This window comes from Mycolicibacterium stellerae (assembly GCF_003719305.1).
GTDB classification, from domain to species: domain Bacteria; phylum Actinomycetota; class Actinomycetes; order Mycobacteriales; family Mycobacteriaceae; genus Mycobacterium; species Mycobacterium stellerae.
Genome location: NZ_RARC01000002.1, coordinates 20,046 through 44,803, shown reverse-complemented (window position 1 = coordinate 44,803; position 24,758 = coordinate 20,046). Strand labels below are relative to the sequence as shown.

Here is a 24,758-nt window from a genome sequence, read left to right as displayed (position 1 = left end):
GCAGAAACCTACACCTCGGTCTGAGGCAGGATCGACGAGCGTTCGATGTCGAGTCGGCTGCCGTCGAACCGGACGCCGCGCATATCGGCAACGGCGAGCGTGACGGGCGCGGCGGCCACTTCGGCGCCGACGCCGATGATGGTGACGACGCCCGCGTTGCGCGCCGACTCCACACCGGCGGGCGCGTCCTCGAATGCCGCGCAACGGGTGGGGGCGAGATGCAGTCGCTGCGCGGCGGTGACGTAGGGATCCGGGAAGGGTTTGCCATTCGCGACGTCCTCGCTGGTGACCAGCACGGCCGCGGACGGCAGCCCGGCCGATGCCATCCGGGCGGTGGCAAGAGCACGATTTCCCGACGTGACGACGGCCCAGCTTCCGTCGGGGCAGGAGTCCAGGAGTTGGCGTGCGCCGGGCATCTCGTCCACATTGGTGGCGTAGTCGATTTCGTGCTGTGTAAGTTCGGCCACTGCGGTGGCGACATCGCTTGGGTTGCTTATCAATTCAGCGACGAGATCGCTGATCCGCCTGCCGTGCTCGATGTCCCGGTGGAAGTCGAACCCCGGCGCCCACCGTTTCGCCCACTGATTCCAGGCGACGGCCGCGGCGTCGTGCGAGTCGACGAGCACGCCGTCGCAGTCGAGCAGAAGCCCGTCGACGGCGAAGCTCACTGTCTCGATGGTCACGAGGTGCAGGGTAATGGCACCGGCGGTGTCGCTGCGTGTGATGATGGCCGACACTGCTCACAACGACGTCGAAAGCGAGCAGCGCATGGGTGATTTCAGCGAGCGCGCAGTGTTGGTCACCGGCGCGACCGGCGGCATCGGAGCGGCCACCGTCCGACGTCTCATCGGCCAGGGTGCGACAGTCTATGCGGGCGGTCGCGACGCCATGAGACTCGCCGAGCTAGCCGAGGAGACCGGCGCTGCGCCCGTGTCGTTCGACCTCTCTTCGGAAGACGAGGTCCGTGCCGCCGTGTCAGGGCTGGAGCTGTGGGGCGTGGTGAACTGCGGCGGTTTCGGAGGGGAGATCGCGACGCCCCAAGACACGGATATCGCGGTGTTCGACAGCGTCATCAGCGTCAACGCACGGGGAAGCCTGCTGGTCATCAAGCACGTGACGCCAGGGATGATCGAGCGCGGATGTGGCGGATCGATCGTCAACGTCTCGAGCCAAGCAAGTCTTGTGGCGCTGGCCGGACATATCTCCTACGGGTCGTCCAAGGCCGCGGTGGACAACATCACCCGGGTGAGCGCGCTCGAACTGGGCAAACACAACATCCGAGTGAACAGCGTCAATCCGACCGTGGTCATGACGGACATGTCCGCTTATTACTGGGGACGCCCCGACATCGGCCCGGCGTTCCTGGCGCAGATGCCGCTCGGCCGGTGGGCCACCGAGGACGAGATCGCCGGTCCCATCGCCTTCCTGTTGAGTGACGACGCCTCGATGATCACCGGGGTGTCCCTGCCGGTCGACGGTGGGTACACCTGCCGCTAGGTTCGTCGCGCCGGCGCTGTTCGTAGGTAGCCTGGCCTCATGACCGGGCGGCACGTGCGGGCGTCTGCGTTGGCGCTACTCATGGTCACGCTGGTCGCCGGTTGCGCGAACACAATCGCGGGAACCGCGACGTGGCCCGGCGCAAAGCTGGACAGGACAATCCTGACCGCCGCGGATTTCCCGCCGGGAGTGCAATACGACCAACTCATCGAGAAACCGGGACAGCCCGACGGCGAAGGCGGCCCACCCGCGATGCTGTCCCGACCCGAAGGGTGTGCTGACGGGCTGACGCGGGTCATCGCCGCGGCGGCCGAACGAGGTGCGGGCAGTGCTTCGAAATACGTCGTCACCTACGACGGTGCGCGAATCGTGATGACCGTGCTGACGTGGAACCTGGATCTGGACAAGCTCGCCGCGACGGCGGACCGCTGCGCCAGCTACCAGACCTTCTTCGACCCGTCGTCGGAAGGCATCCCGATGACCACCACCAGGCTGGCGACCCCGCGTCCCGACGCGCTGGTTTACCAGCAGACAATGGACCTCAGCGGGGTGGAGAGCAGCGTGTTCTTCTCGTTCGAAAACGTGGACCAGATGGCTGTTTTCGGAATCGCGTTTCCTACACCGAATCCGACCATTACCGTCAAAGCCACGCTGCCACAGACGTTTCTGGAGATCAGTGGCAAACAGGCCGAGCGACTGCGGAACGGCTGACTGACACGTGAAGACCAGCGCAAAAACGGCCCGCCGACTGCTGACTGGCTGTAGCGTGACCGAATGCCTTCGACGATGGTGACCGTCGACGGTTTCCCCGTTCCTGTCGATATTGCCGGCGCGGACAAGGGGTCCGTCGTGGTGCTGCTTGGCGCCGCGCAGCAGGCGGCGTCGGCGTATGACGCCGTCTGCCAACGCCTGCACACCGCGTCGCTGCGGACGATCGTGGTCGGCCCGGATCCGCGGCTGACCGCGAAATCCGTCGTCGGCATCATGGACATGCTCGACGTGCAGTGGGGGCTGCTTGTCGGCGATCGGATCGGCGGTGAGCTGGCGTGGGAGCTGGCCGCGACCCGACTCGACCGCTTCATCGGTCTGGTGGTGATCGACCGCGGTCACCCGCGCGTCGCCGACCAGTCCGGCGTGATCCGCGACGAGCATTGCCCACCCGTGGAAATGAACACCACCGCGTTGGTCAGCACGCCGGCCGCCCGCGCGGTGGCGCGCGCAAGCCAGCGATACGTCTACGGCGACTTTCGGCTGGTGGAGCTGTTGGGCAGGCGAAATGCACAGGAGTCCACCGCGCAGTTGGCCGCCGAAATCGTGATGCGCACGAGCACGTGGTGAACGCGCTCAGTCAGACGCCTCGGTAGGACTCCACGCCTGGGGCACCGCAGGCGTGCCGGGGAACAGATAGTTGACGAACGCCTTTGCGGTCGGTTGCGGCTCGTGATTGGCCAGCCCCGGGCGCTCGTTCGCCTCGATGAAGACGTATTCCGCCGCCTTGGCATCCGGCACCAACAGATCGATACCGGTGACCGGGATGCCGATCGCTTCGGCGGCGGTCACCGCGACGTCGCACAGCGTCTGATTCACCTCCGCGGTGACATCGTGGATGGTGCCGCCCTGGTGCAGGTTCGCCGTCCGCCGCACCCGCAGCCGCTCACCTTCTGGCAGCACGTCATCGAATGACCAGCCTGCCTCCTTGACGGTCGCCTCGGTGACCTCATCGACGGGAATCCGAGATTCGCCGCCGGTCGCCGCACTGCGCCGCCTGCTCTGCACCTCGATCAGCTCCCGCACGGTGTGGTGACCGGTGCCGACGACTTCGGCGGGAATGCGCAGCGCGGCCGCGACCACCTTGCCGTCGATCACCACCAGCCGCAGATCGTCGCCCGGCGCTCGCTGTTCGATCAACACCTCCGGGTGTTGCTCGCGCGCCCGGGTCAGCGCCGCCTCGAGTTCCTCACGTCCGTCCACGCCGACCGTGATGCCCTTGCCCTGCTCGCCCCTTGTCGGCTTCACCACGACGTCACCGACCTCCGTGACGAACGCGTGATCGTCTTCGTCGAAGGTCGCCAGCCGGCCTTTCGGCACGACGATTCCGGCCTCGGCGACCAAACGTCTGGTCAGCCGCTTGTCGTCGCAGCGGCTCATCGCGACCGCGGAGGTGTACTCCGACAACGACTCTCGGGTGACGACGCTGCGGCCACCGTGCGACAGCCGCATTTCACCGGATTCGGCGTCGAGTACCTCGACCCAGATTCCGCGCCGTATCGCTTCATCGGCGATGATCCGCGCATACGGATTGAGGTCGTCGACTGTTTCGGGTGCGTGGGTGAACAGCGGTTCGTTGATCGCGTTCTTTCGCTTGACCGCCAGCACCGGAACCCGTTGAAAGCCGAGTTTCTCGTAGAGGCTGATGGCCGCGGTGTTGTCGTAGGCCACCGAGAGGTCCATGTACGCACGGCCGCGTGCGCGGAAGTCGTCGGCGAGCGCGCGGGTGAGCGCCGCCCCGACACCGGGCAGGCTCGACGTCGGGTCGACGGCCAGTGTCCACAGGCTCGAACCGTTCTCCGGATCGGCGAACAACTTCTGGTGGTCGACACCCGTCACCGCACCGACGATGCTGCCGTCGTCGTCGCGCACGGCGATCAGATACGTCACCGCGTCGTTGTTCTGCTGGTTGTCCCAGATGACGTCGACGGGCGCTGGCACCATGCCGCACCGCACATAGACGCGATTGATCGTGTCAGCGTCGTCGGGACTGCCCAGCGGTCGAATGCTGAACCCGGACGGCGAAGGCGCCGGCTCGTCGTCCTCGGTGAATCGCAGCCGATAGGTGTGGCTCGGATCGATGAACAGTTCCGCGGGGGCAAGGGAGACAAGGACGTGTGACTCGCGAGCGTAGATGCAGATGTCGCGCCGGCCATGCGCCTCTCCGCGTAACACTTCCGCAAGGTGGTTGGCGTCGGCGAAGGTCTGGCCGAAAATCAGTCGGCCCCAGCCGAGTTCGAGCACCACGTCGTTGGCCATCGCGTCGACCATGTGTGGGGGAGAGGCGTCGTGCAGCCCGAGAGTGATTGCCTCTTCTGGACGTTCGGCGGCGCTGGTGCTCATCACGCCGCGGGCCCCGAGATGCCGTGCTTCTGCAGCCACAGCTCCAGCAGCGCGATCTGCCACAGTTCGTTGCCGCGCAGCGGGGTCAGCCGACCGTTGGGGTCGGCGAGCAGCCCGTCGACCGCATCGGGTGCGAACAGGCCGCGCTCCTTGGCGACCGGCGCGTACAGCGCGTCGCGAACCATATCGAGATACGGGCCTTCGAGATGGGTGAGCGCGGGCACCGGGAAGTAGCCTTTCGGACGATCGATGACCTCCGATGGGATGACCCGCCGCGCGGCCTCTTTGAGCACACCCTTGCCGCCATGTGCGGTCTTGAGATTCGGCGGACAGGTCGCGGCCAGCTCGACGAGTTCATGGTCGAGAAACGGCACTCGACCCTCTAAACCCCAGGCCATGGTCATGTTGTCTACCCGCTTGACGGGGTCATCAACCAGCATCACGGTGGTGTCCAGCCGCAGTGCGCGGTCGACACCGCTTTGGGCGCCCGGTCGGGCGAAGTGCTCGGTGACGAACCGACCGCTCGGGTCGTCGGTGGCGACATAGCCGGCTGCCGCCAGCGCCTGGACGCCGGCGGTGTCGCGGTCGAAGAACGCGGCACGGTAGGCGGCCACCGACCCGTCGAGGGAGGCGGCGTCGGGTTCGCCCATCGGGGGATACCAGTGGTACCCGGCGAACACCTCGTCGGCGCCCTGTCCCGACTGCACCACCTTGACGTGTTTGGCGACCTCCTGGCTGAGCAGGTAGAAGGCGACGCAGTCGTGGCTGACCATCGGCTCGCTCATCGCGCCTATCGCACCATCGAGGGCGGGCAGCATCCGGTCGGTGTCGATTCGGATCTGGTGGTGGTCGGTGCCGAACCGGTCGGCGACGATGTCCGACCATTTGAACTCGTCGCCTTCGACGTCACCGACGGACTCGAAGCCGATGGAGAACGTCTTCAGCCCGGTCTGGCCCGCCTCGGCCAGCAGCCCGACGATCAGGCTGGAGTCGACGCCGCCCGACAGCAGAGCGCCCACCGGCACATCGGCCACCATGCGGCGGTCGACCGCGACGCGCAACGAGGCGAGAACCGCCTCCTCCCAGTCCTTTTCGGTCCAGTCCTTGCGGTCATCGTGACGGCTGAAGTCGGGCGCCCAGTACGTGCTGGTGGTGCGACGGCCGTCCGGTTCGATCGCGACGAGCGTGGCGGGCGGGATCTTGGCGACGCCGCGCAGGATCGTCCGAGGGGGCGGCACGACGGAGTGGAACGTGAGGTAGTGGTGCAGCGCAACCGGGTCGATTCGGGTATCGACATCGCCGCCTGCTACAAGCGCGGGCAGCGACGAAGCGAACCGCACGCGGTTGGCGTCCTCGGTGATGTAGAGCGGTTTGATGCCGAGTCGGTCGCGGCCAAGCAGGACCCGACCGCTGTCGCGCTCGACGATCGCGAACGCGAACATGCCGTACATCCGCTCGACGAAGCGGTCGCCCCAGTGGTGGTAGGCCTTCAGCAGCACCTCGGTGTCGCTGGTCGAGAAGAACCGGTAGCCGTGCCCGGTCAGTGCCCGTCGCAGGTCCTTGTAGTTGTAGATGCAGCCGTTCCACGCGATGGCGAGGCCGAGGTCGCTGTCGACCATCGGCTGCGCGCCCGCTTCGGACAGGTCGATGATCTTGAGGCGTCGATGGCCGAGTGCGACCCTGCCCTGCGACCAGACGCCCGCGCCGTCCGGACCGCGACGGGACATGGCTTCTGCCATGGCCGTCACCGCCGCGACATCGGGCGTCCGGCCGTCGAGTCGCACCTCGCCGGTGGCTCCACACATCGATTCGACCCTACCGGGTGGCGCTCCGTCCAGCGTGTCGGGGCGAACCGGCTAGGACACCCCCTCCAGCTCGCCGGTCTCGTCGACCTGCTTGATCGGCCCGGTGAACCAGTTCTTCACCGACACGTGCCAGTAGACGTAGAGCAGGATCAACACGCCACCCACCAGCAACGGGGTGTAGTTGACGAACTTCCACTCGAAGCTCGGGTCCCACGGCATGCCGCCAAGAGAGGTCGGGAACATCGCGATGATCGAGGTGACGATGATCTCGACTATCGCGACGGGCGCCATCCACTTGTGGTGCCCCCGCAGATTCCATCTACCGATGGGGAAGGCGTCACCCATCCGCCAGCGAAGGTAGATCGGGACCATGAAGCACAGGTAGAGCCCGACGACTCCGATCGAGACCACCGCGAAGAACGCGATCGGGACTGGCGCACCGTTGATGTCGACCTCGACCAGAGCGGGCAAGGTGATGACCGCGGCAAGGACTGCGGTGATCATGACGCCGTTGGCGGGGATCTTCTTGGAGCTCAGCGCTGACCACAGCTGGTGACCCGGCACGGCGCGGTCGCGGCTGAACGCGAACAACATGCGCGACGCGCTGGTCTGGCAAGCGGTGGTGCAGAAGAACTGACCTGCCGTGGAGATGAACAGGACGATCGCGACCCACTTGGAGTCCATCGCCTGGGTGAAGATGGTGACCACCGCGCCGCCACCTGCCGAAACCGCGTCTGAGTCCTGCACGGCGAAGAGGAACGTCAGCAGGAGGATCCAGCCGCCGATCGCCGAGTAGAAGATCGACCGCCAGATGCCCTTGGCTGCGCCGTCGGCCGCGCTCTTGGTCTCCTCGGAGAGGTGCGCCGATGCGTCGTAGCCGGTGATCGTGTACTGGGTCAAGATCGCCGCGATCGGCAGGCAGAAGAACAGGAAGCCAAAACTCGACGTCGAGCCGCCGAACATGCCGCTGTTGTTGATGGTCTTGGCGAAGACGTCACCGAAACTCGCGTGCTGCTCGGGGATGAGCCACAGGATCAGGATCACCGCTGCGGCACCCGCCACGTGCCACCACACCGAGATGTTGTTGATGACTGCCAACAGATGGCTGGAGAAGATGTTGATGACCGCCGAGATCGCCAGGATGACCACGAATAGGATGAATGTCCGCGTCAGGCTGTAGCCGTTCAGCCACGTCTCGCTGAACGTGCCGAGCGTCAGGTCAAGGAACGTCGCGCAACCGTATGCGACCGACGCCAGGATGGCGATCAAGCCGATCAGGTTGAGCCAACCGGTGTAGAAGCCCGCCTTGGGGCCACCGAGTTTCGCTGCCCACCAGTAGATTCCGCCAGACGTGGGAAATGCGGACACCAACTCGGACATGCACAGCCCGATGATCAGGATGAAGATCGAGACGAGGGGCCAGCCCCAGGCGATCGCCGCGGGCCCGCCGTTGTTCCAGCCGAGGCCGAATGAGGTGAAGCAGCCCGCCAGGATCGAGATGATCGAGAACGAGATCGCGAAGTTGGAAAATCCAGACCAGGAGCGCGACAACTCCTGGACGTAGCCGAGGCTGGCGAGATGTCTCTCGTCATCGTCTAGGTGTTCGTGGCCCTCTGGCACGGCGATTCTCCTTCGGGGGTGGGGAACAGAACTCGCATAGGCACAATAAGGCTCCAAAGGTCTGGTGTCCTACCTTTGGCGGTGTCGGTTGCGTAAATCTTGACGATAGGCCGTTGACCTCGCATCCGCCCAGGTTTATTCTCCAAGTTGTCTGACAACTTGTGCTCTGCAGCCAGTCGGAAGCCGAGGAGGAGCGATGGCGGAGAACACCCGAGCAGTAGGTTCGGTCACCTATACCGAAGCCGGCGAAGGCTATTTCGAAAAGCGGCAGCTGCGTCGTCACGCCGCCTTCTGGTCGCTGTGGGCACTCGGCGTCGGCGCCGTGATCTCCGGTGACTTCTACGGATGGAACCTCGGCCTCGACGCAGGCGGCTTCGGCGGCCTGCTGATCGCCGGGATCGTCATCACGATCATGTACTACGGGCTGTGCTTTTCCATCGCCGAGATGTCGCCTGCCCTGCCGCACACCGGCGGCGCCTATTCGTTCTCGCGATCGGCGATGGGCCCGTGGGGCGGCTTCATCACCGGGCTTGCCGAGAACATGGAGTACGTGATCACCCCGGCGGTGGTGGTCGGCGCAATGGGATTCCTCTCCCACGACATCGTTTTCGACCTGACCGGGGCCGACGGCTGGTGGAACAGCCCGGTGCTGTGGTGGGCCGTCTACTACATCATCTTCGTCGGCATCAACATCCTCGGCATCGAGATCACCATGCGGTTCACCGTGATCATCACCGTCGCGGCGCTCGCGGTGCTGGCGTTCTTCTTCGTCGCCGTGCTCGTCAGCGGAGCCTTCGACGCCAGCCTGCTGACCAACATCCCGCCCGACGAGGGGCAGAGCAGCTTCCTGCCACACGGAATCGCGGGAATCTTCCCCGCGCTACCGTTCGCGATCTGGTTCTACCTCGCGATCGAGGAACTGCCGTTGGCCGCCGAGGAGTCCCACGATCCGAAGAAGGACATCCCCCGCGCGACGATCTGGGGACTGACGACGCTGATGTTCTTCGCCATCGGAATCCTGTTCCTGAACACGGGCGTCGGTGGCGGCGCCGCGGCGATCGGAACGTCGGCAACGCCGTTCTTCGACGGCTTCAAGGCGGTCTTCGGCGAGGGCGTCGGGGCTTCGCTGCTCGGTCTGCTCGCGCTGATCGGTCTGATCGCCAGCTTCTTCACGATCATCTACGCCTACGGTCGAAACACGTACTCGCTATCGCGCGCAGGCTATTTCCCACAGAGCCTGTCGATCACCCACCCGACCCGCAACACGCCCTACGTCGCGCTGATCGCCGGTGCGGTGATCGGCTACGTCCTGTCGCTGGTCATCTACTTCGCCGGACAGAGCGAGAGCGCCGTTGCGGGCAAGATCGTCGGCGCGCTGCTGTACATGGCCGTGTTCGGAGCGGTGATCTCGTATTTCATGCAGTGCCTGGCGTTCATCGTGCTGCGCCGCAAGCTGCCGAACATCGAGCGGCCGTACCGCAGCCCGGTGGGCATCGTGGGGGCCGCGATCGCCGGTGCGATCGCGCTGGTGGCGCTGGTGTCGCTGTTCTTCAACGAGGACTACCGGCCAGGTGTCTACGGCACGCTGGTGTACTTCATCATCGGCATCATCTATTTCGCGATTCGTGGACGGCACAAGCTGGTGCTGTCGCCTGAAGAGGAATTCGCCATGTCGCACGGAAAGCACGGCGCGCACCTGCAGGAAGAGGGGTACGGTACGGTCTCCGTCACCGAGATCTCGGTGGTGGTGGACGAACCGCCGACTCGGTCACCATAGGCGTGACCGGCGGGGAGGATCACCGCCCAATCCTCCCCGCACGCCGTCACTTTCAGTACCGTTTGCAGGTTTCACCGCCAACTTGAGGGGGAGTCGTGTCTCTGGTCCTGGGAGTCGACGTCGGCTCGCAGAGCATCAAGGCCGTGATCGTCGACGAGGGCGGTAACGTCGTCGCCTCCGGCTCGGCGTCGCTGACCATGACCCACGAGCACGACGGCTGGGCCGACCAGGACCCGCTCACCTACTGCACGGCCCTTCGCGACGCCGTTCGCGCCGCAGTCGAAGGCGTGCAGGCGGATCGGATTGTCGCAATGGGTCTCGGTAGCCAGGTCGACGGAGTCGTCGCCTGCGACGCCGACGGCACGCCGCTGCGCTCGGCGATCATCTGGCTGGACAAGCGGGCCACCAAGGAATGCGACCAGCTGGTCTCCGCGGTGGGCTCCGACCTGCTCGCCGAGCGCACCGGGCTGGTGGCCGATGCATCGCACAGCGCGCCGAAGATGATGTGGATCCGAGACAACGAGCCGCAGGTCTGGCAGCGGGCCGCCATGCTCGCCCCCGTCGGATCCTATGTGCTGCATCATCTTTCGGGCTCGCACGCTCAGGATGCCGCCAATGCGTCGTCGACCATGGTCTACGACGTCGCCAAGGGTGACTTCGACGTTGCGCTGTGTGAGGCGGCGGGCGTCGATCCGGCGATGCTGCCCGACGTGCGGCCGTCGACGGACGTGGTGGGCACCCTGCGACCCGATGTGGCCGCCGATCTCGGGCTGCCCTCCACGTGTGCAGTCGTCGTCGGCACGGGAGACGAACACGCCGCGTCCGTCGGCGCAGGTGCCATCGAATCAGGCGTGGTCGTCGACGTCAGCGGCACCGCGGAACCCGTGACGACGGTCGCCGCGGAACCCGTCCGCGATCCACTCGGCGTGGTGGAGACACACGGCCACGCGGTGCCCGGCTCATGGTTGATCGAAAACCCCGGATTCGTCAGCGGCGGCAGCACGCTGTGGCTGGCCCACCTGCTCGGGGTGCCGCAGGGGGAGATCTTCACGCGGGCAAGGGAAGCACCACCGGCCAGTGACGGCGTGCTGTTCCTGCCGGCCTTATCGGGCTCGACCGCACCGCGGTGGAACGATGCGATGCGCGGCGCATTCCTCGGCCTCGCCATGAATCACACCTCCGCACACGCCGCACGGGCGGTCCTCGAAGGATGCGCATACGCGCTGCGCGACATCGTCGACCGGCTCCATGCGCTCGGCCTCGGTCACGGCGAGGTACGGATCGTCGGCGGCGGAGCGCGCGACGACCTGTGGGCGTCGATCAAGGCCGACGTGCTCGGCAGGCCGGTCCGCCGCGTCCTCACCGAGGAGGCCACCGCGGTCGGCGCGGCCATGGTGGCCGGCGTCGGGGCCGGGGTGTTCGTCGACTTCTCGGCGGCATCGGTTGCCGTGCAACTGGATCCGGACTCGATCGATCCCGACCCCGCAGCGCAACGGCAGTATGCCGACGCATACGGGCGCTACCTGGCCGCGTTCGACGCCGTCGAGGAGGCATTGGCCACGTGACTACCATTCCAGAGCCCAACGACATCCTCGCCGGCCTTCGCGAAGCCGGCCATCACGACCTGCCCGACGTCGACATCCGGGTCGGTGCTTCGGTTTTGGATGGCGCGATCGCGGACGTACGCGCGATGCCGGGCACGCCTGAGCCGGTGATCATCAGCGACGGCGGCCCGTACCGCGCACGTGAGATACCAGTCGTGGAGCGGCTGGCCGAGCAGCTCGGCGGCTGCCCGGTGATTCAGCTCGGCACCGGTATGGTGCGGGCCGACGAGGACACCGTCGAACGCGCGGTGAACGCGGTCGGTGCCCAGCGGCTGCTGATCTCCGTGGGTGCCGGCACGCTCACCGATATCGCCAAGGTGGCCGCCCAGCGCACCGGTAGCCGACATGTCGCGGTCCAAACTGCCTGCAGCATCAACGGTTTCATCGCCGACCGCAGCGTGCTGGTCATCGCGGGAGCCAAGCGCACAGTGGTGTCGCGGTGGCCCGATATGCTCATCGCCGACTCCGACATCATCACCGCGGCGCCGCCGCGGATGAACCTCGCAGGCGTCGGCGACCTGTCCACGGTGCCCAACGCCGTCGCCGAATGGCAACTCGCCTCCTGGCTTGGCCACGGCCCCGCCTACGACGCTGCGGTCGTCGAACAGGTGCTTGCCGCCATGCCCGCGCTGCCTTCGCTTGCGCAAGCCGCGCGGGACGCCGAGCCCGGCGGGCTGGCAGATCTGGCCCGGCTGCTCGCGGGCAGTGGCCTTTCGATGGGAATCGTCGGCTCGACGGCGCCCGCTTCTGGCAACGAACATGCGGTGTCGCACCTGCTGGAGATGGCGCTGGCCCAACGGCAGGCGCCTGGCGCGCCACACGGCATGCAGGTGACGGTCGCAACCCGGCTGGCGCTGCGGGTTTGGCAGCTCGTGGACAGCGCGATCTCCTCAGGCGCACAGATCCAGGTGCCCGACGAGCCGTCGCGCCGCGATGCGACGGAGTTGGCCTTTGCAGAGCTCGGCGCCAAGACCGTCGAGGAGTGCTGGACGGGTTACTCGGCGAAGCGGAACTGGCTGCTCGAACACCAGGCCGACGTCGAGGCGATGATCGCCGACTGGGACGGGTTCACGGCAACGCTGACGCTGCCGACACCCGAACAGTTCGACGAGGTGAGCCACGCAAGCGGGCTGCCGACGCGGGCCAAAGACTTGGGCGCGGGCTACGACGAGGGCCTGCTGTTCTGGGCGCTGCGCAATTCCCACCTACTGCGCGAACGGATCTCGATCGTCGACCTCGCCGATCTACTCGGCGTCTGGTCGGACGACACGGCGCGGTCGATCGTGGCCGACGCCGAAAAAGGATGAAGGAGGACTAGTGGCTCATTTTGTGTTCATGCTCACCCACGACGACCGCACCGTCGACAACGCGGCCGAGATCATGCCGACACTGGCCGACACCGGGCTGCGCTACGTCGGGTTCAAGGACGTCGGAGCCGACCTTGCCAAGCAGCGTGAGCTGGTCTCGCTCGCTCACGACGCCGGCTTCGAGGTGATGCTCGAGGTGGTGTCGACCAGCAAGGAGGCCGAGATGTCGTCGCTGCGGTCGGCGGCACAGGCGGGATTCGACTGGGTGCTCGGCGGCACCCACGGCTCGGAGACGGCGGGCATGCTGCCTGACGGCGTGAAGTACTGCCCGTTCCCCGGCCGTGTCGTCGACCACCCGAGCGTGTTGCTCGGTTCGATCGACGAGATCGCCGCGGACGCCGAGCGGCTGACGGCGCTCGACCACGTCAGCGGGCTCGACCTGCTCGCGTACCGGCACCCGACCGCCGACGTCCTCGAACTGATCCGCGAGGTGACGGCGAAGTCGAACGGGCCGGTGATCGTTGCGGGGTCCATCGCAAGCATCGAAAGGGCGATCGCCGTCGGCGAGGCGGGCGCATGGGGCTACACGATCGGCAGCGCGATCTTCGACGGCCTGCTGCCGGGTGCCCCGTCGATCGCAGACCAGGTTCGACGGGTCCTCGAGGAGACTGCGTCGGCGGCCGATGCAGCCCAGGGCACCACGTAGGCTCGTTAAATGCCTGGCCGGACTTTGCTTGCCGACCGGCTGCGCGACGAGCTGCTGGAGGAGATAACCAGTTCGCAGTTGCAGCCGGGCACCAAGCTGCCAACCGAGGGTGAACTGTCGAAGCGATTCGGGGTCTCCCGGGCGACCGTCCGAGAAGCGGTGGGTGGCCTCGTGGAGGCCGGCTACGTCACCCGTCGACGTGGATCGGGTAGCTATGTCGCCGAGCGTCGGCGCATGCCACACGGGCTGGACTCGACACTGAGTTATCTCGCCATGATCGAGAGCGCCGGGGCACACGCCGGGATGCGGGTGCTCGACGCGGCGTTCGAGCACGGCGGCAAGATCGACGGGCCACTACAGCTCAGCAGGGGCGAAAAAGTGCTCGCGGTGGAACGCGTGCGAACCGCCGACGAGCAGCCCGTGATCTACTCACGTGACCGCATCCCCGCCCGGCTGCTGAGAGCCGACCTCGATCTGAAAAGCCTCGATCCCTCGCTGTTCGCGCTGCTCAGTTCGTCCGGGCATGCCGCCGACCACGCGACCGCCACTCTGCACGCCGTCGCCAGCACCAGTTTCACGGCGAAAGTGCTTGGGGTCCGGCGTGGCAAGCCGCTGCTGTACATCGAGGAGACCGACTACGACCGCGACGGAACACCGGTCATGCTGTCGCGGGAGTGGCATGTCTCCGAGGCGTTCGACATCCGCATCAACCGGCAGGCCCAGTCGGCACCGATCTCCTCGTTGCGCTAGCGAGCTAATGGTCTGATGACCTACCTTTAGGGAGTGACTGGAATGCTGTCGCAAACCGAGTTGGAATCGTTGATCGCCGCTGGTGACATCGACACCGTTATCGTCGCGTTCTGCGATATGCAGGGCCGGTTGACCGGTAAACGCGTCGCGGCGCGATTGTTCGTCGAGGACATCGCCGCCCACGGGGCCGAATGCTGCAACTACCTGCTCGCGGTCGACGTCGACATGAACACCGTCGACGGCTACGCGATGTCGAGCTGGGAAACCGGCTACGGCGACATGGTGATGACGCCGGACTTCTCCACGCTGCGCCTGCTGCCATGGCTGCCGGGCACCGCGCTGGTGATGGCCGACCTGTCCTGGACCAACGGCAACCCGGTGACCCAGGCGCCGCGCAGCATCCTCAACAAGCAGATCGCCCGGTTGGCCGATAAGGGCCTGGTGCCCTACGTGGGCACCGAACTCGAATTCATCGTCTTCGACGACTCCTTCCGCGAGGCGTGGGCGGCCGGGTACCGCGGGCTGACACCGGCCACCGATTACAACGTGGACTACGCGATGCTGGCATCGACCCGGATGGAGCCGCTGCTTCGCGACATCCGGCTCGGCATGGACGGCGCGGGCATGTACTGCGAGGGCGTCAAGGGCGAGTGCAACTTCGGGCAGCAGGAGATCGCATTTCGCTACGACCACGCCCGCGTGACGTGCGACAACCACACGATCTACAAGAACGGCGCCAAGGAGATCGCCGACCAACACGGCAAGAGCCTGACGTTCATGGCGAAATTCGATGAGCGCGAAGGGAACAGCTGCCATATCCACATATCGCTGCGCGGTGACGACGGCGGCGCCGTGTTCGCCGATTCGGACGCGCCCGACGGTATGTCGGCGATGTTCCGCAGCTTCATAGCGGGCCAGCTCGCGACGCTTCGCGAAATGACACTGTTCTACGCGCCGAACATCAACTCCTACAAGCGATTCGTCGAAGGCAGCTTCGCGCCGACCGCGATCGCATGGGGCATGGACAACCGGACATGCGCCATGCGGGTGGTCGGACACGGCCACGGCATGCGGGTTGAATGCCGTGCGCCGGGTGGCGACGTCAACCAGTATCTGGCGGTGTCGGCGTTGATCGCCGGCGGCCTGCACGGCATCGAGCAGGGGCTCGAACTGTCGGATGCGATGGTGGGCAACGCCTATACCAGCGGAGCGGAGTGTCTGCCGACCACGCTGACCGAGGCCGCCGAGCTGTTCGGCAAGTCGACCGTGGCGCGCGAGGCATTCGGTGAAGAGGTCGTCGAGCACTATCTCAACAACGCGGCCATCGAGCTCAGTGCGTTCAACGCGGCGGTCACCGACTGGGAAAGGGTGCGCGGCTTTGAGCGGCTTTGACCCGAGACCGCTTCTGGGTCTGACCACCTACCTGCAACAGGCGCAGTCAGGGATCTGGGATGTGCATGCAACGTTTCTGCCCGCCATCTACATGGAGGGTGTCAACCTCGCAGGCGGGACCGCCGTGCTGCTGCCGCCGCAACCCATCGATGCGCCCGACCGAGTACTCGACGGGCTGGACGGCCTGATCATCACCGGCGGCCGGGATATGGACCCGGCCGCCTATGGTCAGCAGCGCCATCCGGAGACCGACGAACCCGTCCAAGCCAATCAGGACCGCGACGCGTGGGAGATCGCGCTGGTCCGCGGGGCGATCCGGCGCGGCATGCCGGTACTGGGCATTTGCCGCGGCGCGCAGGTGATCAACGTGGCGCTCGGCGGCACGCTGCATCAACACCTGCCCGACGTCATCGGGCACACCCGACACCAGCTGGGTAACGCGGTGTTCTCCACCTCGTCGGTGCACACGGTGCCCAACAGCCGGCTCGCGGGGCTGATCGGCGAATCATCGGATGCACAGTGCTACCACCACCAGGCCATCGATCTACTCGGTGAGGGCCTTGTCATCTGTGCGCAGGACTCCGACGGGGTGATCGAGGCCGTCGAGATACCGGGGGAGAACTTCGTTCTGGCCGTGCAGTGGCACCCCGAGGAGCGCCTCGACGATATTCGGCTGTTCATCGCGGTGGTGCATGCCGCCGCTGACTATGCGACAGGAAAGGTAAGCGCTTGAGCACGTCCACTCTGATCAACCCCGCCACGGAGCAGGAGTTGCGAACTGTCGAACGGGTTGATGAGGCGGGTGTCGACGACGCGGTAGCCCGCGCCAAAGCCGCGCAACGAAAGTGGGCGGCACTGCCACCCGGCGACCGGGCGGCCGCGCTTCGGGCATTCGCGTCCGTCGTCGATGCGCATGTCGACGAGCTCGCGGCGCTCGAGGTGGCCAACTCCGGCCACCCCATCGGCAATGCCCAATGGGAGGCCGGGCACGTCCGCGACGTGCTGCAGTTCTACTCCGCCGGCCCGGAACGCATGTCCGGCAAGCAGATTCCCGTTGCAGGGGGACTGGACGTCACCTTCAACGAGCCACTGGGCGTCGTCGGTGTGATCACGCCGTGGAACTTCCCGATGACGATCGCGTCGTGGGGTTTCGCGCCCGCGCTGGCCGCGGGCAACGCCGTACTGGTGAAGCCGGCCGAGTGGACGCCGCTCACCACGATCCGGTTGGGGGAGCTGGCAACCGATGCCGGGCTGCCGGAGGACCTGTTCCAGGTGTTGCCAGGCAAGGGGTCGGTGATCGGCGAGCGCTTCGTCACTCACCCGGACGTTCGCAAGATCGTCTTCACCGGCTCGACCGAGGTCGGCATCGGTGTGATGGCCGGCGCCGCCAAGCAGATCAAGCGGGTGACGCTGGAACTCGGCGGCAAAAGCGCCAATGTCGTCTTCGACGACTGCGACCTGGAACGGGCGGCGGCCACCGCGCCCTACGGCGTGTTCGACAACGCAGGCCAGGATTGCTGCGCGCGTAGCCGAATCCTGGTGCAGCGCAACGTCTACGACCGGTTCATGGAGATGTTCGAGCCCGCGGTGAAGGGCGTCGTCGTCGGCGATCCGACGTCGAAGGACACCGAGATGGGACCGTTGGTGTCCGCATCGCACCGCGATTCGGTGGCCGCCTATGTGCCCGACGATGCGCCCGTCGCGTTCCGCGGCAGCGCGCCGAGCGGCCCCGGATACTGGTTCCCGCCAACGGTGTTGACGCCGCAGCGCACCGACCGCACCGTGACAGAGGAAATCTTCGGACCCGTCGTCACGGTGCTGCCCTTCGACGACGAAGCCGACGCCATCGCCCTGGCCAACGACTCCGAATACGGCCTGTCCGGCTCGATCTGGACCGACAACCTGTCGCGGGCGGTGCGGGTGTCCCGGGCGGTGGAATCGGGCAACCTGTCGGTGAACTCGCACTCGTCGGTGCGCTTCAACACGCCGTTCGGCGGCTTCAAGCAGTCCGGGCTGGGGCGCGAGCTCGGCCCTGATGCGCCACTACATTTCACGGAAACCAAGAACGTCTTCTTCGCGATCGGAGAGAGCTAGTGGACCTTACCCAGCGACTGGCGGACAAGGTCGCCGTCATCACCGGCGGCGCCAGCGGCATCGGGTTGGCGACCGCCAAGCGGATGCGGTCCGAGGGCGCCACGATCGTCATCGGGGATATCGACCCTGCCACCGGCAAGGATGTAGCCAACGAACTCGAGGGCTTGTTCGTCCCCGTCGACGTCTCCGACCAGGTTGCGGTCGATGCGCTGTTCGACACCGCCGCAAAGACATACGGGTCGGTGGATATCGCATTCAACAACGCGGGCATCTCGCCGCCCGAGGATGATCTGATCGAGAACACCGAACTCGATGCATGGCAGCGGGTGCAGGACATCAACCTGAAGTCGGTGTACCTGTGCTGTAAGGCCGCGCTGCGGCACATGGTCCCGCAGCAGAAGGGCTCCATCATCAACACAGCGTCGTTCGTCGCGGTGATGGGTTCGGCGACCTCGCAGATCAGCTACACCGCGTCGAAGGGAGGTGTGCTGGCGATGTCACGTGAGCTCGGTGTGCAGTTCGCGCGGCAGGGCATCCGGGTCAATGCGCTGTGCCCCGGCCCCGTGAATACGCCTCTGCTACAGGAGCTTTTCGCCAAGGATCCCGAGCGGGCCGCACGCAGGCTCGTACACGTCCCCATGGGTAGGTTCGCCGAGCCGGACGAATTGGCCGCCGCGGTGGCGTTTCTCGCCAGCGACGATGCATCGTTCATCACCGGTTCCACCTTCCTGGTGGACGGCGGCATCAGCTCGGCCTACGTGACTCCGCTCTAGTCATGTCGGCCACCCCGGACGTTCCGCTCGCAGGCGAAGCACTGCTTCGCCCGGTGCGGCCGGGGAATGCCTTCGAGGACACCGTCGGTCGGCTGTTGCAGACGATCCGGCTCGGGGTCCTGCAACCGGGTGAGTCGTTGCCGCCCGAACGCGAATTGGCGACCCGGCTCGGCGTCAGCCGCGACACGGTGCGCGAAGCGATCAAATCGCTGTCCGACGCCGGCTACCTGGTATCGCGGCGCGGCCGTTACGGCGGCACGTTCCTGGCCGAGCCGCTTCCGACACACACCGGCGACACCTCTCGCGTGACCCGCGCAGACATCGACGACGCGTTGCGGCTGCGGGAAGTGCTCGAGGTGGGTGCGGCGAGAATGGCGGCAAGTCGAACACTGACCGCCGCCGAGCGTGAGGTTCTGTGGGCTCGGATGACGGACGTGCGGGGGGCGCCTGCAGCCGACTACCGGCGGTTGGACTCGCGTTTTCATCTGGCCGTCGCCGAGGCGGCCGGGTCGCCGTCGCTGGTGACCCTGGTGGCCGAGAACCGGATGCGCGTCAACGGGCTGCTCGACCAGATCCCGCTGTTGGCGCGCAACATCGCGCATTCCGACGAGCAGCACGAGGCGATCACTATGGCGATCCTGGCAGGCGATTGCGACGGTGCCGCCGCCACGATGCTGGCGCACGTCGCAGGCTCGGAAGCGCTTCTGCACGGCTTCCTGGACTGAATACCTAGAGCGCGCGAGGCCGTCCCCGGCCAAACATAGGGAAGTCCTCCCGATGGCTGCGGCGCGTTGTTCGTCGAATCTGATCTCGCAACCGCGGAACACCCCGTTTCGCGACACCGAGAAAAGGACTCCTATGAACACGAAAAAGTTGGCGACGAAGCTCGGGGGTGCCGCCGTCGTCGGCACCGCACTCGGGATGACCGTCGGCGTCGGCTTGGCCGCGGCCGCGCCCACCCAAACCGACGGCGCGATGCTCTACATCTGTCAGGACGTCGGCAACCCCAGCAGTTACCGGATCAGCGTGAAGGGCGTCTACCCGATGCAGCAGGCCGACGCTGCCGGGTATCTCATCCACATGAACGACGGCAACCAGCCCGGTGGCTTGATTGTCGAGCTCAAGGCCGACGACGAGGGCAATAACGACCGCAATATCGGCTATGGCTTCTACCCGGCGACGGCGACGACCAGTGAGGGTTATCTGCAGGCCGACCCTGGCGGGCTCGCGTACCGCCGCGAAATGGCCGTTCCGCGGCCGAATTTCAACGAGGACTACAAGCAGCCGCTGTCCGACGACGACACCGACGAGGTCTATGCCGTCGTCACCTTCAAAGACGGCGACGGCGGCACAAGGCCCGCAGTCACCCAGTCGATCACCCGCAACTTCGAGGTCTCCGGAATCTGCGACGGCTGCTGCCACTAACCAGACCGCGAACGACATCAAGACAGGAAATCCAATGAACACGAAGAAACTTTCGACAGCGCTGGCCGGCGCCGCCGTGGCCGGAACCGCTTTCGGGTTGACGACCGGCCTCACCGTGGCGGCGGCGGCACCCAAACCGAGCGGCGCCACAGTCTTCCTGTGCCCGGACTTCGGAAAGCCGGGCTACTACCGGACGACGGTCAGGGGTGTGTTCCCGATGGCGCAAGCAGATGCCGTCGGGTACCTCGTCCACATCGACGACAACCCGGCCAAGCCGGGCGGGATGGTGTACTACCTGCAGGCCGACGACGGCAACGGTCATGAAGGCGACGAAAGCCTTGTCTACCTCAACGTCCCGCACGCGCAAACCGATAGCGCCGGGTTTCTTCGCGCCGGGCCTGCAGGCCTGGAGTACCAACGCGAATTCCTGGTTCCCGCCTATTCACTCAACGAGGACAACAGCCAATTCGACTGGATGCCGGAGGAGCACGACGAGATCTACGCGGCCGCGAAGTTCATCGACGCAGATGGCGGTTCGAGAACTCAAATCAGCCAGCAGATCACGAAAGAGTTCTCCGCGAACGGAGTCTGCGACGGGTGCTGCTCTTAGAGCAGCACGACCGTCGCGATTATGAAATCCGCTGTTCAGACGGCTCGAACCAGCCATGCTGGTAGACGTGGCGGTGGAGTTCCGGATACTCGGCGACGTGGAGGCGCGGGCCGATGGGCAACGGCTCGACATCGGCCCCGCCCGTCAGCGCTGTGTTCTGTTGGCTCTGCTCGTCGACGTGAATCGACCCGTTCCGACCGACCAGCTGATCGAGCGTGTTTGGTCCGACGAGCTGCCGCACCGCGCCCGAAATTCGCTTGCCGGCTATCTGTCCCGGCTTCGGCAGGTGATTGCGCAACACGGCGTGCAGATCGCACGGCAGTCCGGCGGTTATGTGCTGACCGCCGATCCGTCGTCGATCGACCTGCACTGTTTCCGCGAGCTGACCGTCAAGGCGCGCGCCGCGACGGATCCCGCCGACGCCGACGGTCTGTTCGAGAAGGCGCTGGCGATGTGGCGTGGCGTTCCGTTCGCGTCGCTCGATACCCCGTGGGTGAACGACGTTCGGACCGCGCTGGAGGCCGAGCACCTCGCGGTGATCTTCGACCGCAACGACTCGGGCCTGCGAGTCGGCCGACACGGGGAGTTGTTGGCGCAACTCGCGGCGATGGCTGCCGATCATCCTCTCGACGAACGACTGGCCGGGCAGCTGATGCTCGCCCAATTCCGTTGTGGCCGACAGGCCGACGCACTCGAGACCTTTCGTGCCATGCGCGAACGACTCGTCGAGGAGCTGGGCACCGATCCGGGGCCCGCCCTGCGTCAGGTACACCAGCAGATCCTCGATGGCGATCCCGGACATCAGGTTTGGCCACCCGCGCCTCGCGTCTCGGTCACCACTCGGCCGCGCATCGGGGTGCCGCGGCGCATCACGAGTTTCGTCGCGCGCGAGGGCGACATCGCAAGCGTCACTGCCGCTCTCGGTGACAACCCCCTTGTGACGCTGACCGGTGTCGGAGGTGTCGGAAAGACACGGCTGGCCCTCGAGGTGGCGAGCCGAATGGAGGGCCGGTTCGACGACGGCGCATGCTTCTGCGAACTCGCACCGCTCGACGACGGTTCGGCCGTCGGTCACGCAGTCGCCGCGGTGCTGAGGCTGCAGCAGCAGCACGGCCTCGGCATCGAGGCGACGGTGATCGAGTTCCTCCGGATACACAAGATGTTGTTGCTCGTGGACAACTGCGAGCACGTGCTACCGGCAGCGGCGCGACTCGTCGACCAGATCGTTCGACACTGTCCGGATGTCGTGGTGCTGGCGACAAGTCGGGAAGCGCTCGGTGTGGAGGGCGAGCGGATCCTGCCGGTTCCTGCGTTGCCGGTCGAGGACGCCACGGAGCTGTTCGCCGAGCGGGCCAAGGCCGGCAGGCCTGATTTCGACCTCGACCGTGAGCCCGTCGGCGCGGTCGCCGAGATCTGCCGACGGCTCGACGGCCTGCCGTTGGCGATCGAACTCGCCGCCGCCCGCATGCGGGCGATGAGCAGCCTCGACGTCGCACGACGACTTGATCGGCTGCGACTGCTCAGCGGCGGCGCTCGGGACGCGCTGCCAAGGCAGCAGAGCCTCATCGCAACGATCGACTGGTCGTACCGCCTGCTCACCGAAGCCGAGCAGGCGATGTTCATCCGGCTGTCGGTTTTCGCTGGCGGCTTCGATCTCGAGGCAGCGCACAGCGTCTGCGGCGCGGACGGCGAAACGGATGACGACACCCTGGAAGTGGTGACGGGACTCCTCGACAAATCGATGGTCAAGATGCGCACCGGCCCCGCCGGATCGCGATACTTCCTACTGGAGACGCTGCGTGCATACGGGCGTGATCGGCTGCGGGAGAGCGGCATAGCCGATGAACTGGCATCGCGGCATGCGGGGTACTACACAGACCTCGCCGAGCGTGCCGCGATCGGCATGCACGGCCAAGAAGAGGGTGCCTGGGTCCAGCGGATGCTGCCCGATTACGACAACCTGCGCGTCGCATTCGAGCATGTCATCGCCGACGGCGACGTCGGGACCGCGCTTCGACTGGTCAGCTCGTTGTCCGAATTCGTGCATCTGCGAATCGGTTACGAGGCGTCGGGTTGGGCGGAGCGGACGGTCGAACGGGCCGAACCCGACCACCCGCTCTACGCGGCCACCGTCGGGTTCGCCGCAAGGGGGGCGTGGAACAAGGGTCAGTTCGAGCGGGCGCGCCGGTTGGCGCGTTCGGCGCACGGGCGTGTCCCCGGCCGCGGCAGCGGCCGCGTCGCGTACCCGGGTGACGTACTTGCAGACCTGGCTCTGTACGAGGGTGATGCGGATGCGGCGCTGACGTATTACGACGCGGAGATGGCGCGCGCCCGCGACGACGACGACCCGATCCGGCTCGTCTGGACGCTGTTCTACGTGGCGATATGTCACGCCGCGCTGCGGGTGCCCGAAGACGGGGTAGCCGCCGCGGAGGAGGCCGTCGCGGTTTCCGATCGGACGGCCAACCCCACCGCTCGGTCGATGGCGCGGTACGCGCTCGGCCTTGTGTGCAAGAAATCGGAGCCCGAACGGGCGCTGGTCCTGTTCGATGAGGCGGCCGACCTTGCCGCCTCGGTGCAGAACTTCTGGTGGCATGGCATCGCGCTCATGGAGGCCGCGGCCACCCGCGCCGTGCACGGCGAAACCGCATCGGCGGCCGATGCCCTCATCGGTGTCATCGACCATTGGGATCGAGTCGGAGACTGGAGCCAGCAGTGGCTCAACCTGCGCTATGTGACGCGGTTTCTCGCGAGGGTCGGCGCCCACCGCGAGGCGGCCGCGCTGCATCGGGCGCTCGTTGCCGAAGGCAAGGGTTCCCCGCTCACCGACAGCCAACGCGCCGGCGGTGGAGCCGACCAGGGCCACACCCTGTCAGGGCCCGAAGCGGTTGCGCTCGCCCGGCAGGCCCTTGAGCAGCGGATTTCATAATCGGACAAGGGTTACTCAACTCGGTGGGCCCATCGTTTGAGCGTCAGTCACCGACTTGAAGGAGCACCTGCAATGACCACCACCGCTGACGCCGACCGTGAACTCAAGGCGAAGCACCGTGCCCTGTGGGCGTCGGGAAACTATCCGGCCGTCGCGGCCGAGCTGATCGATGACTTCGGCCCCGAGATCGTCCGGGCATGCGGAATTCAGGCAGGCGACCGTGTCCTCGACATCGCGGCCGGTTCGGGCAACGCCGCCATCCCGGCCGCCGAGGCGGGTGCCATCGTCACCGCGAGCGACCTCACCCCCGAGCTCTTCGACGCGGGCCGCCGCATCGCCGCGGCGCGCGGTGTCGACCTGGAGTGGGTGGAGGCCGATGCAGAGGCCCTGCCGTTCGCCGATGACAGCTACGACGTCGTGATGTCCACTGTGGGTGTGATGTTCGCGCCTCATCATCAGGCAGCCGCAGACGAATTGATCCGGGTGTGCCGTCCCGGTGGACGAATCGGCTTGATCAACTGGACGCCGCAGGGCTTCATCGGCAACCTGTTCAAGACGATGAAGCCCTACGCGCCGCCACCACTGCCCGGCGCCAGCCCGGCGCCGCTGTGGGGCGATGAGGACCATGTGCGCGAGCTGTTCGGCGACCGGGTGGCCAATCTCGAGCTGCGCCGCCAGGAGATCGTCATCGACCACAGCCCGAGCCCGCTCGAGTTCCGGGAGTACTGGAAGCGCAACTACGGCCCGACGATCTCGGCGTACAAGTTCAACGCCGACAAGCCAGAACGGGTGGCGGACCTGGACCGCGATTTCCTCGCATTCGTCACCGCGTGGAACAAAGCGGCAGAGCCGGGTAAAACCGCCTATCACGCGGAATATCTTCTGGTCACCGGCACGAAGAGCGCCGGGTAAGCCCGAGCAACCGCTGTGATCCAGCCGCTGGTTACCTGCGGCTGGATTACATTGTCACCAGTGGACAAGCCCGTGAAGCAGGTGCTGGTGGAGCGTGCGTCATCGGCGCTGGCCGACGTCGACACCGCGGGCTGGACCTTGCGCTTCGACCTGCTGTCCGATCCCAACCGGCTGGAGATCCTGCTGTGCCTGCACCGGGCACCCGGGATCTGTGTCGGCGATTTGGCCGCGGCGCTGGGGCGCTCCGAAAACGCGGTCTCCCAAGCGCTTCGGGTGCTTCGGCAGCAGGGCTGGGTGAGTTCCACCCGCGTCGGCCGGGAGGTCAGCTATCGGCTCGAGGACGAGATCGTCCACGAACTGTTGCACCGAATCGGTGCCCAGCACGCCGAACAAGCACACGACTGACACATGAACATCTGTTCATCTAGACAGATGTTGAAATCAGC

Annotated in this window: 22 protein-coding genes; 18 read left to right on the top strand and 4 right to left on the bottom strand. The window is 66.2% G+C overall.

Features of this window, described 5'->3' with window-relative positions:
- Positions 1-8: 8 nt before the first annotated feature.
- Complete coding sequence (locus D6M19_RS03055) at positions 9-683, bottom strand: HAD-IA family hydrolase (RefSeq protein ID WP_234834678.1); 675 nt, start codon at positions 681-683, stop codon at positions 9-11.
- A 13-nt stretch (positions 684-696) separates the two neighbouring features.
- On the opposite strand from D6M19_RS03055, the gene D6M19_RS03050 reads away from it, so the two are divergent.
- From D6M19_RS03050 to D6M19_RS03040, 3 genes are all read left to right on the top strand, one after another.
- On the top strand, positions 697-1,497 hold the full coding sequence (locus tag D6M19_RS03050; RefSeq protein ID WP_206428434.1) for an SDR family oxidoreductase: 801 nt from the start codon (positions 697-699) through the stop codon (positions 1,495-1,497).
- A gap of 39 nt (positions 1,498-1,536) precedes the next feature.
- Entirely contained in the window at positions 1,537-2,208 is a 672-nt protein-coding gene (locus tag D6M19_RS03045) for a hypothetical protein (protein ID WP_123023708.1), read from the top strand.
- A gap of 63 nt (positions 2,209-2,271) precedes the next feature.
- Positions 2,272-2,835, top strand: coding sequence for an alpha/beta fold hydrolase (locus tag D6M19_RS03040; protein WP_123023707.1), 564 nt, complete (start codon positions 2,272-2,274; stop codon positions 2,833-2,835).
- Between the two features lie 6 nt (positions 2,836-2,841).
- Here D6M19_RS03040 and ngg read toward each other — a convergent pair whose 3' ends face one another.
- Genes ngg through D6M19_RS03025 form a run of 3 tightly spaced genes read right to left on the bottom strand, consistent with a single transcriptional unit; the run spans position 2,842 to position 8,033 of the window.
- The gene (ngg, locus tag D6M19_RS03035; protein WP_123024100.1) at positions 2,842-4,608 is read right to left on the bottom strand and encodes an N-acetylglutaminylglutamine synthetase; all 1,767 of its coding nucleotides are present in this window, start codon (positions 4,606-4,608) and stop codon (positions 2,842-2,844) included.
- The gene (locus tag D6M19_RS03030) at positions 4,608-6,413 is read right to left on the bottom strand and encodes an N-acetylglutaminylglutamine amidotransferase (RefSeq protein ID WP_123023706.1); all 1,806 of its coding nucleotides are present in this window, start codon (positions 6,411-6,413) and stop codon (positions 4,608-4,610) included. Before D6M19_RS03030 ends, ngg begins: the two co-directional genes overlap by 1 nt.
- A 51-nt stretch (positions 6,414-6,464) precedes the next feature.
- Entirely contained in the window at positions 6,465-8,033 is a 1,569-nt protein-coding gene (locus D6M19_RS03025) for an amino acid permease (RefSeq protein WP_123023705.1), read from the bottom strand.
- Positions 8,034-8,229: 196 nt separating this feature from the next.
- On the opposite strand from D6M19_RS03025, the gene D6M19_RS03020 reads away from it, so the two are divergent.
- From D6M19_RS03020 to D6M19_RS02950, 15 genes are all read left to right on the top strand, one after another.
- Positions 8,230-9,810, top strand: coding sequence for an amino acid permease (locus D6M19_RS03020; protein ID WP_123023704.1), 1,581 nt, complete (start codon positions 8,230-8,232; stop codon positions 9,808-9,810).
- Between the two features lie 95 nt (positions 9,811-9,905).
- Entirely contained in the window at positions 9,906-11,375 is a 1,470-nt protein-coding gene (locus D6M19_RS03015) for a xylulokinase (RefSeq protein WP_123023703.1), read from the top strand.
- A complete protein-coding gene (locus D6M19_RS03010; RefSeq protein WP_164478310.1) occupies positions 11,372-12,721 on the top strand; it encodes an iron-containing alcohol dehydrogenase in 1,350 nt (449 codons plus the stop codon). Before D6M19_RS03015 ends, D6M19_RS03010 begins: the two co-directional genes overlap by 4 nt.
- A gap of 10 nt (positions 12,722-12,731) precedes the next feature.
- A complete protein-coding gene (locus D6M19_RS03005; protein WP_123023701.1) occupies positions 12,732-13,427 on the top strand; it encodes a beta/alpha barrel domain-containing protein in 696 nt (231 codons plus the stop codon).
- 9 nt (positions 13,428-13,436) lie between these two features.
- A complete protein-coding gene (locus tag D6M19_RS03000; RefSeq protein WP_123023700.1) occupies positions 13,437-14,177 on the top strand; it encodes a GntR family transcriptional regulator in 741 nt (246 codons plus the stop codon).
- Positions 14,178-14,219: 42 nt separating this feature from the next.
- Positions 14,220-15,569: a glutamine synthetase family protein gene (locus D6M19_RS02995; protein WP_123023699.1), complete on the top strand. Its 1,350-nt coding sequence runs from the start codon at positions 14,220-14,222 to the stop codon at positions 15,567-15,569.
- Positions 15,556-16,302: a gamma-glutamyl-gamma-aminobutyrate hydrolase family protein gene (locus D6M19_RS02990; RefSeq protein WP_123023698.1), complete on the top strand. Its 747-nt coding sequence runs from the start codon at positions 15,556-15,558 to the stop codon at positions 16,300-16,302. The genes D6M19_RS02995 and D6M19_RS02990 overlap by 14 nt, the downstream gene beginning before the upstream one ends.
- Entirely contained in the window at positions 16,299-17,663 is a 1,365-nt protein-coding gene (locus D6M19_RS02985; RefSeq protein WP_123023697.1) for an aldehyde dehydrogenase family protein, read from the top strand. The genes D6M19_RS02990 and D6M19_RS02985 overlap by 4 nt, the downstream gene beginning before the upstream one ends.
- Positions 17,663-18,436, top strand: coding sequence for a 3-oxoacyl-ACP reductase (locus tag D6M19_RS02980; protein ID WP_123023696.1), 774 nt, complete (start codon positions 17,663-17,665; stop codon positions 18,434-18,436). Before D6M19_RS02985 ends, D6M19_RS02980 begins: the two co-directional genes overlap by 1 nt.
- A 2-nt stretch (positions 18,437-18,438) precedes the next feature.
- Entirely contained in the window at positions 18,439-19,161 is a 723-nt protein-coding gene (locus D6M19_RS02975; RefSeq protein WP_123023695.1) for a FadR/GntR family transcriptional regulator, read from the top strand.
- A 133-nt stretch (positions 19,162-19,294) separates the two neighbouring features.
- Positions 19,295-19,861, top strand: coding sequence for a hypothetical protein (locus D6M19_RS02970; RefSeq protein WP_123023694.1), 567 nt, complete (start codon positions 19,295-19,297; stop codon positions 19,859-19,861).
- A gap of 34 nt (positions 19,862-19,895) precedes the next feature.
- Positions 19,896-20,471 (top strand): hypothetical protein, encoded by a 576-nt coding sequence (locus tag D6M19_RS02965; protein WP_123023693.1) that lies wholly within the window; start codon positions 19,896-19,898, stop codon positions 20,469-20,471.
- Between the two features lie 55 nt (positions 20,472-20,526).
- Complete coding sequence (locus tag D6M19_RS02960) at positions 20,527-23,400, top strand: ATP-binding protein (protein WP_234834677.1); 2,874 nt, start codon at positions 20,527-20,529, stop codon at positions 23,398-23,400.
- Between the two features lie 72 nt (positions 23,401-23,472).
- Positions 23,473-24,312, top strand: coding sequence for a class I SAM-dependent methyltransferase (locus D6M19_RS02955; RefSeq protein ID WP_123023692.1), 840 nt, complete (start codon positions 23,473-23,475; stop codon positions 24,310-24,312).
- Between the two features lie 60 nt (positions 24,313-24,372).
- Positions 24,373-24,717, top strand: coding sequence for an ArsR/SmtB family transcription factor (locus D6M19_RS02950; RefSeq protein ID WP_234834676.1), 345 nt, complete (start codon positions 24,373-24,375; stop codon positions 24,715-24,717).
- Positions 24,718-24,758 lie beyond the last annotated feature (41 nt).

Excerpts from the sequence above, each read along its gene's own strand:
- D6M19_RS03050 (WP_206428434.1), top strand. The coding sequence starts at position 697 with ATGGCACCGGCGGTGTCGCTGCGTGTGATGATGGCCGACACTGCTCAC.
- D6M19_RS03045 (WP_123023708.1), top strand. The coding sequence starts at position 1,537 with ATGACCGGGCGGCACGTGCGGGCGTCTGCGTTGGCGCTACTCATGGTC.
- D6M19_RS03040 (WP_123023707.1), top strand. The coding sequence starts at position 2,272 with ATGCCTTCGACGATGGTGACCGTCGACGGTTTCCCCGTTCCTGTCGAT.
- ngg (WP_123024100.1), bottom strand. The coding sequence starts at position 4,608 with ATGAGCACCAGCGCCGCCGAACGTCCAGAAGAGGCAATCACTCTCGGG.
- D6M19_RS03030 (WP_123023706.1), bottom strand. The coding sequence starts at position 6,413 with ATGTGTGGAGCCACCGGCGAGGTGCGACTCGACGGCCGGACGCCCGAT.
- D6M19_RS03020 (WP_123023704.1), top strand. The coding sequence starts at position 8,230 with ATGGCGGAGAACACCCGAGCAGTAGGTTCGGTCACCTATACCGAAGCC.
- D6M19_RS03000 (WP_123023700.1), top strand. The coding sequence starts at position 13,437 with ATGCCTGGCCGGACTTTGCTTGCCGACCGGCTGCGCGACGAGCTGCTG.
- D6M19_RS02995 (WP_123023699.1), top strand. The coding sequence starts at position 14,220 with ATGCTGTCGCAAACCGAGTTGGAATCGTTGATCGCCGCTGGTGACATC.
- D6M19_RS02975 (WP_123023695.1), top strand. The coding sequence starts at position 18,439 with ATGTCGGCCACCCCGGACGTTCCGCTCGCAGGCGAAGCACTGCTTCGC.
- D6M19_RS02970 (WP_123023694.1), top strand. The coding sequence starts at position 19,295 with ATGAACACGAAAAAGTTGGCGACGAAGCTCGGGGGTGCCGCCGTCGTC.
- D6M19_RS02965 (WP_123023693.1), top strand. The coding sequence starts at position 19,896 with ATGAACACGAAGAAACTTTCGACAGCGCTGGCCGGCGCCGCCGTGGCC.
- D6M19_RS02960 (WP_234834677.1), top strand. The coding sequence starts at position 20,527 with ATGCTGGTAGACGTGGCGGTGGAGTTCCGGATACTCGGCGACGTGGAG.
- D6M19_RS02955 (WP_123023692.1), top strand. The coding sequence starts at position 23,473 with ATGACCACCACCGCTGACGCCGACCGTGAACTCAAGGCGAAGCACCGT.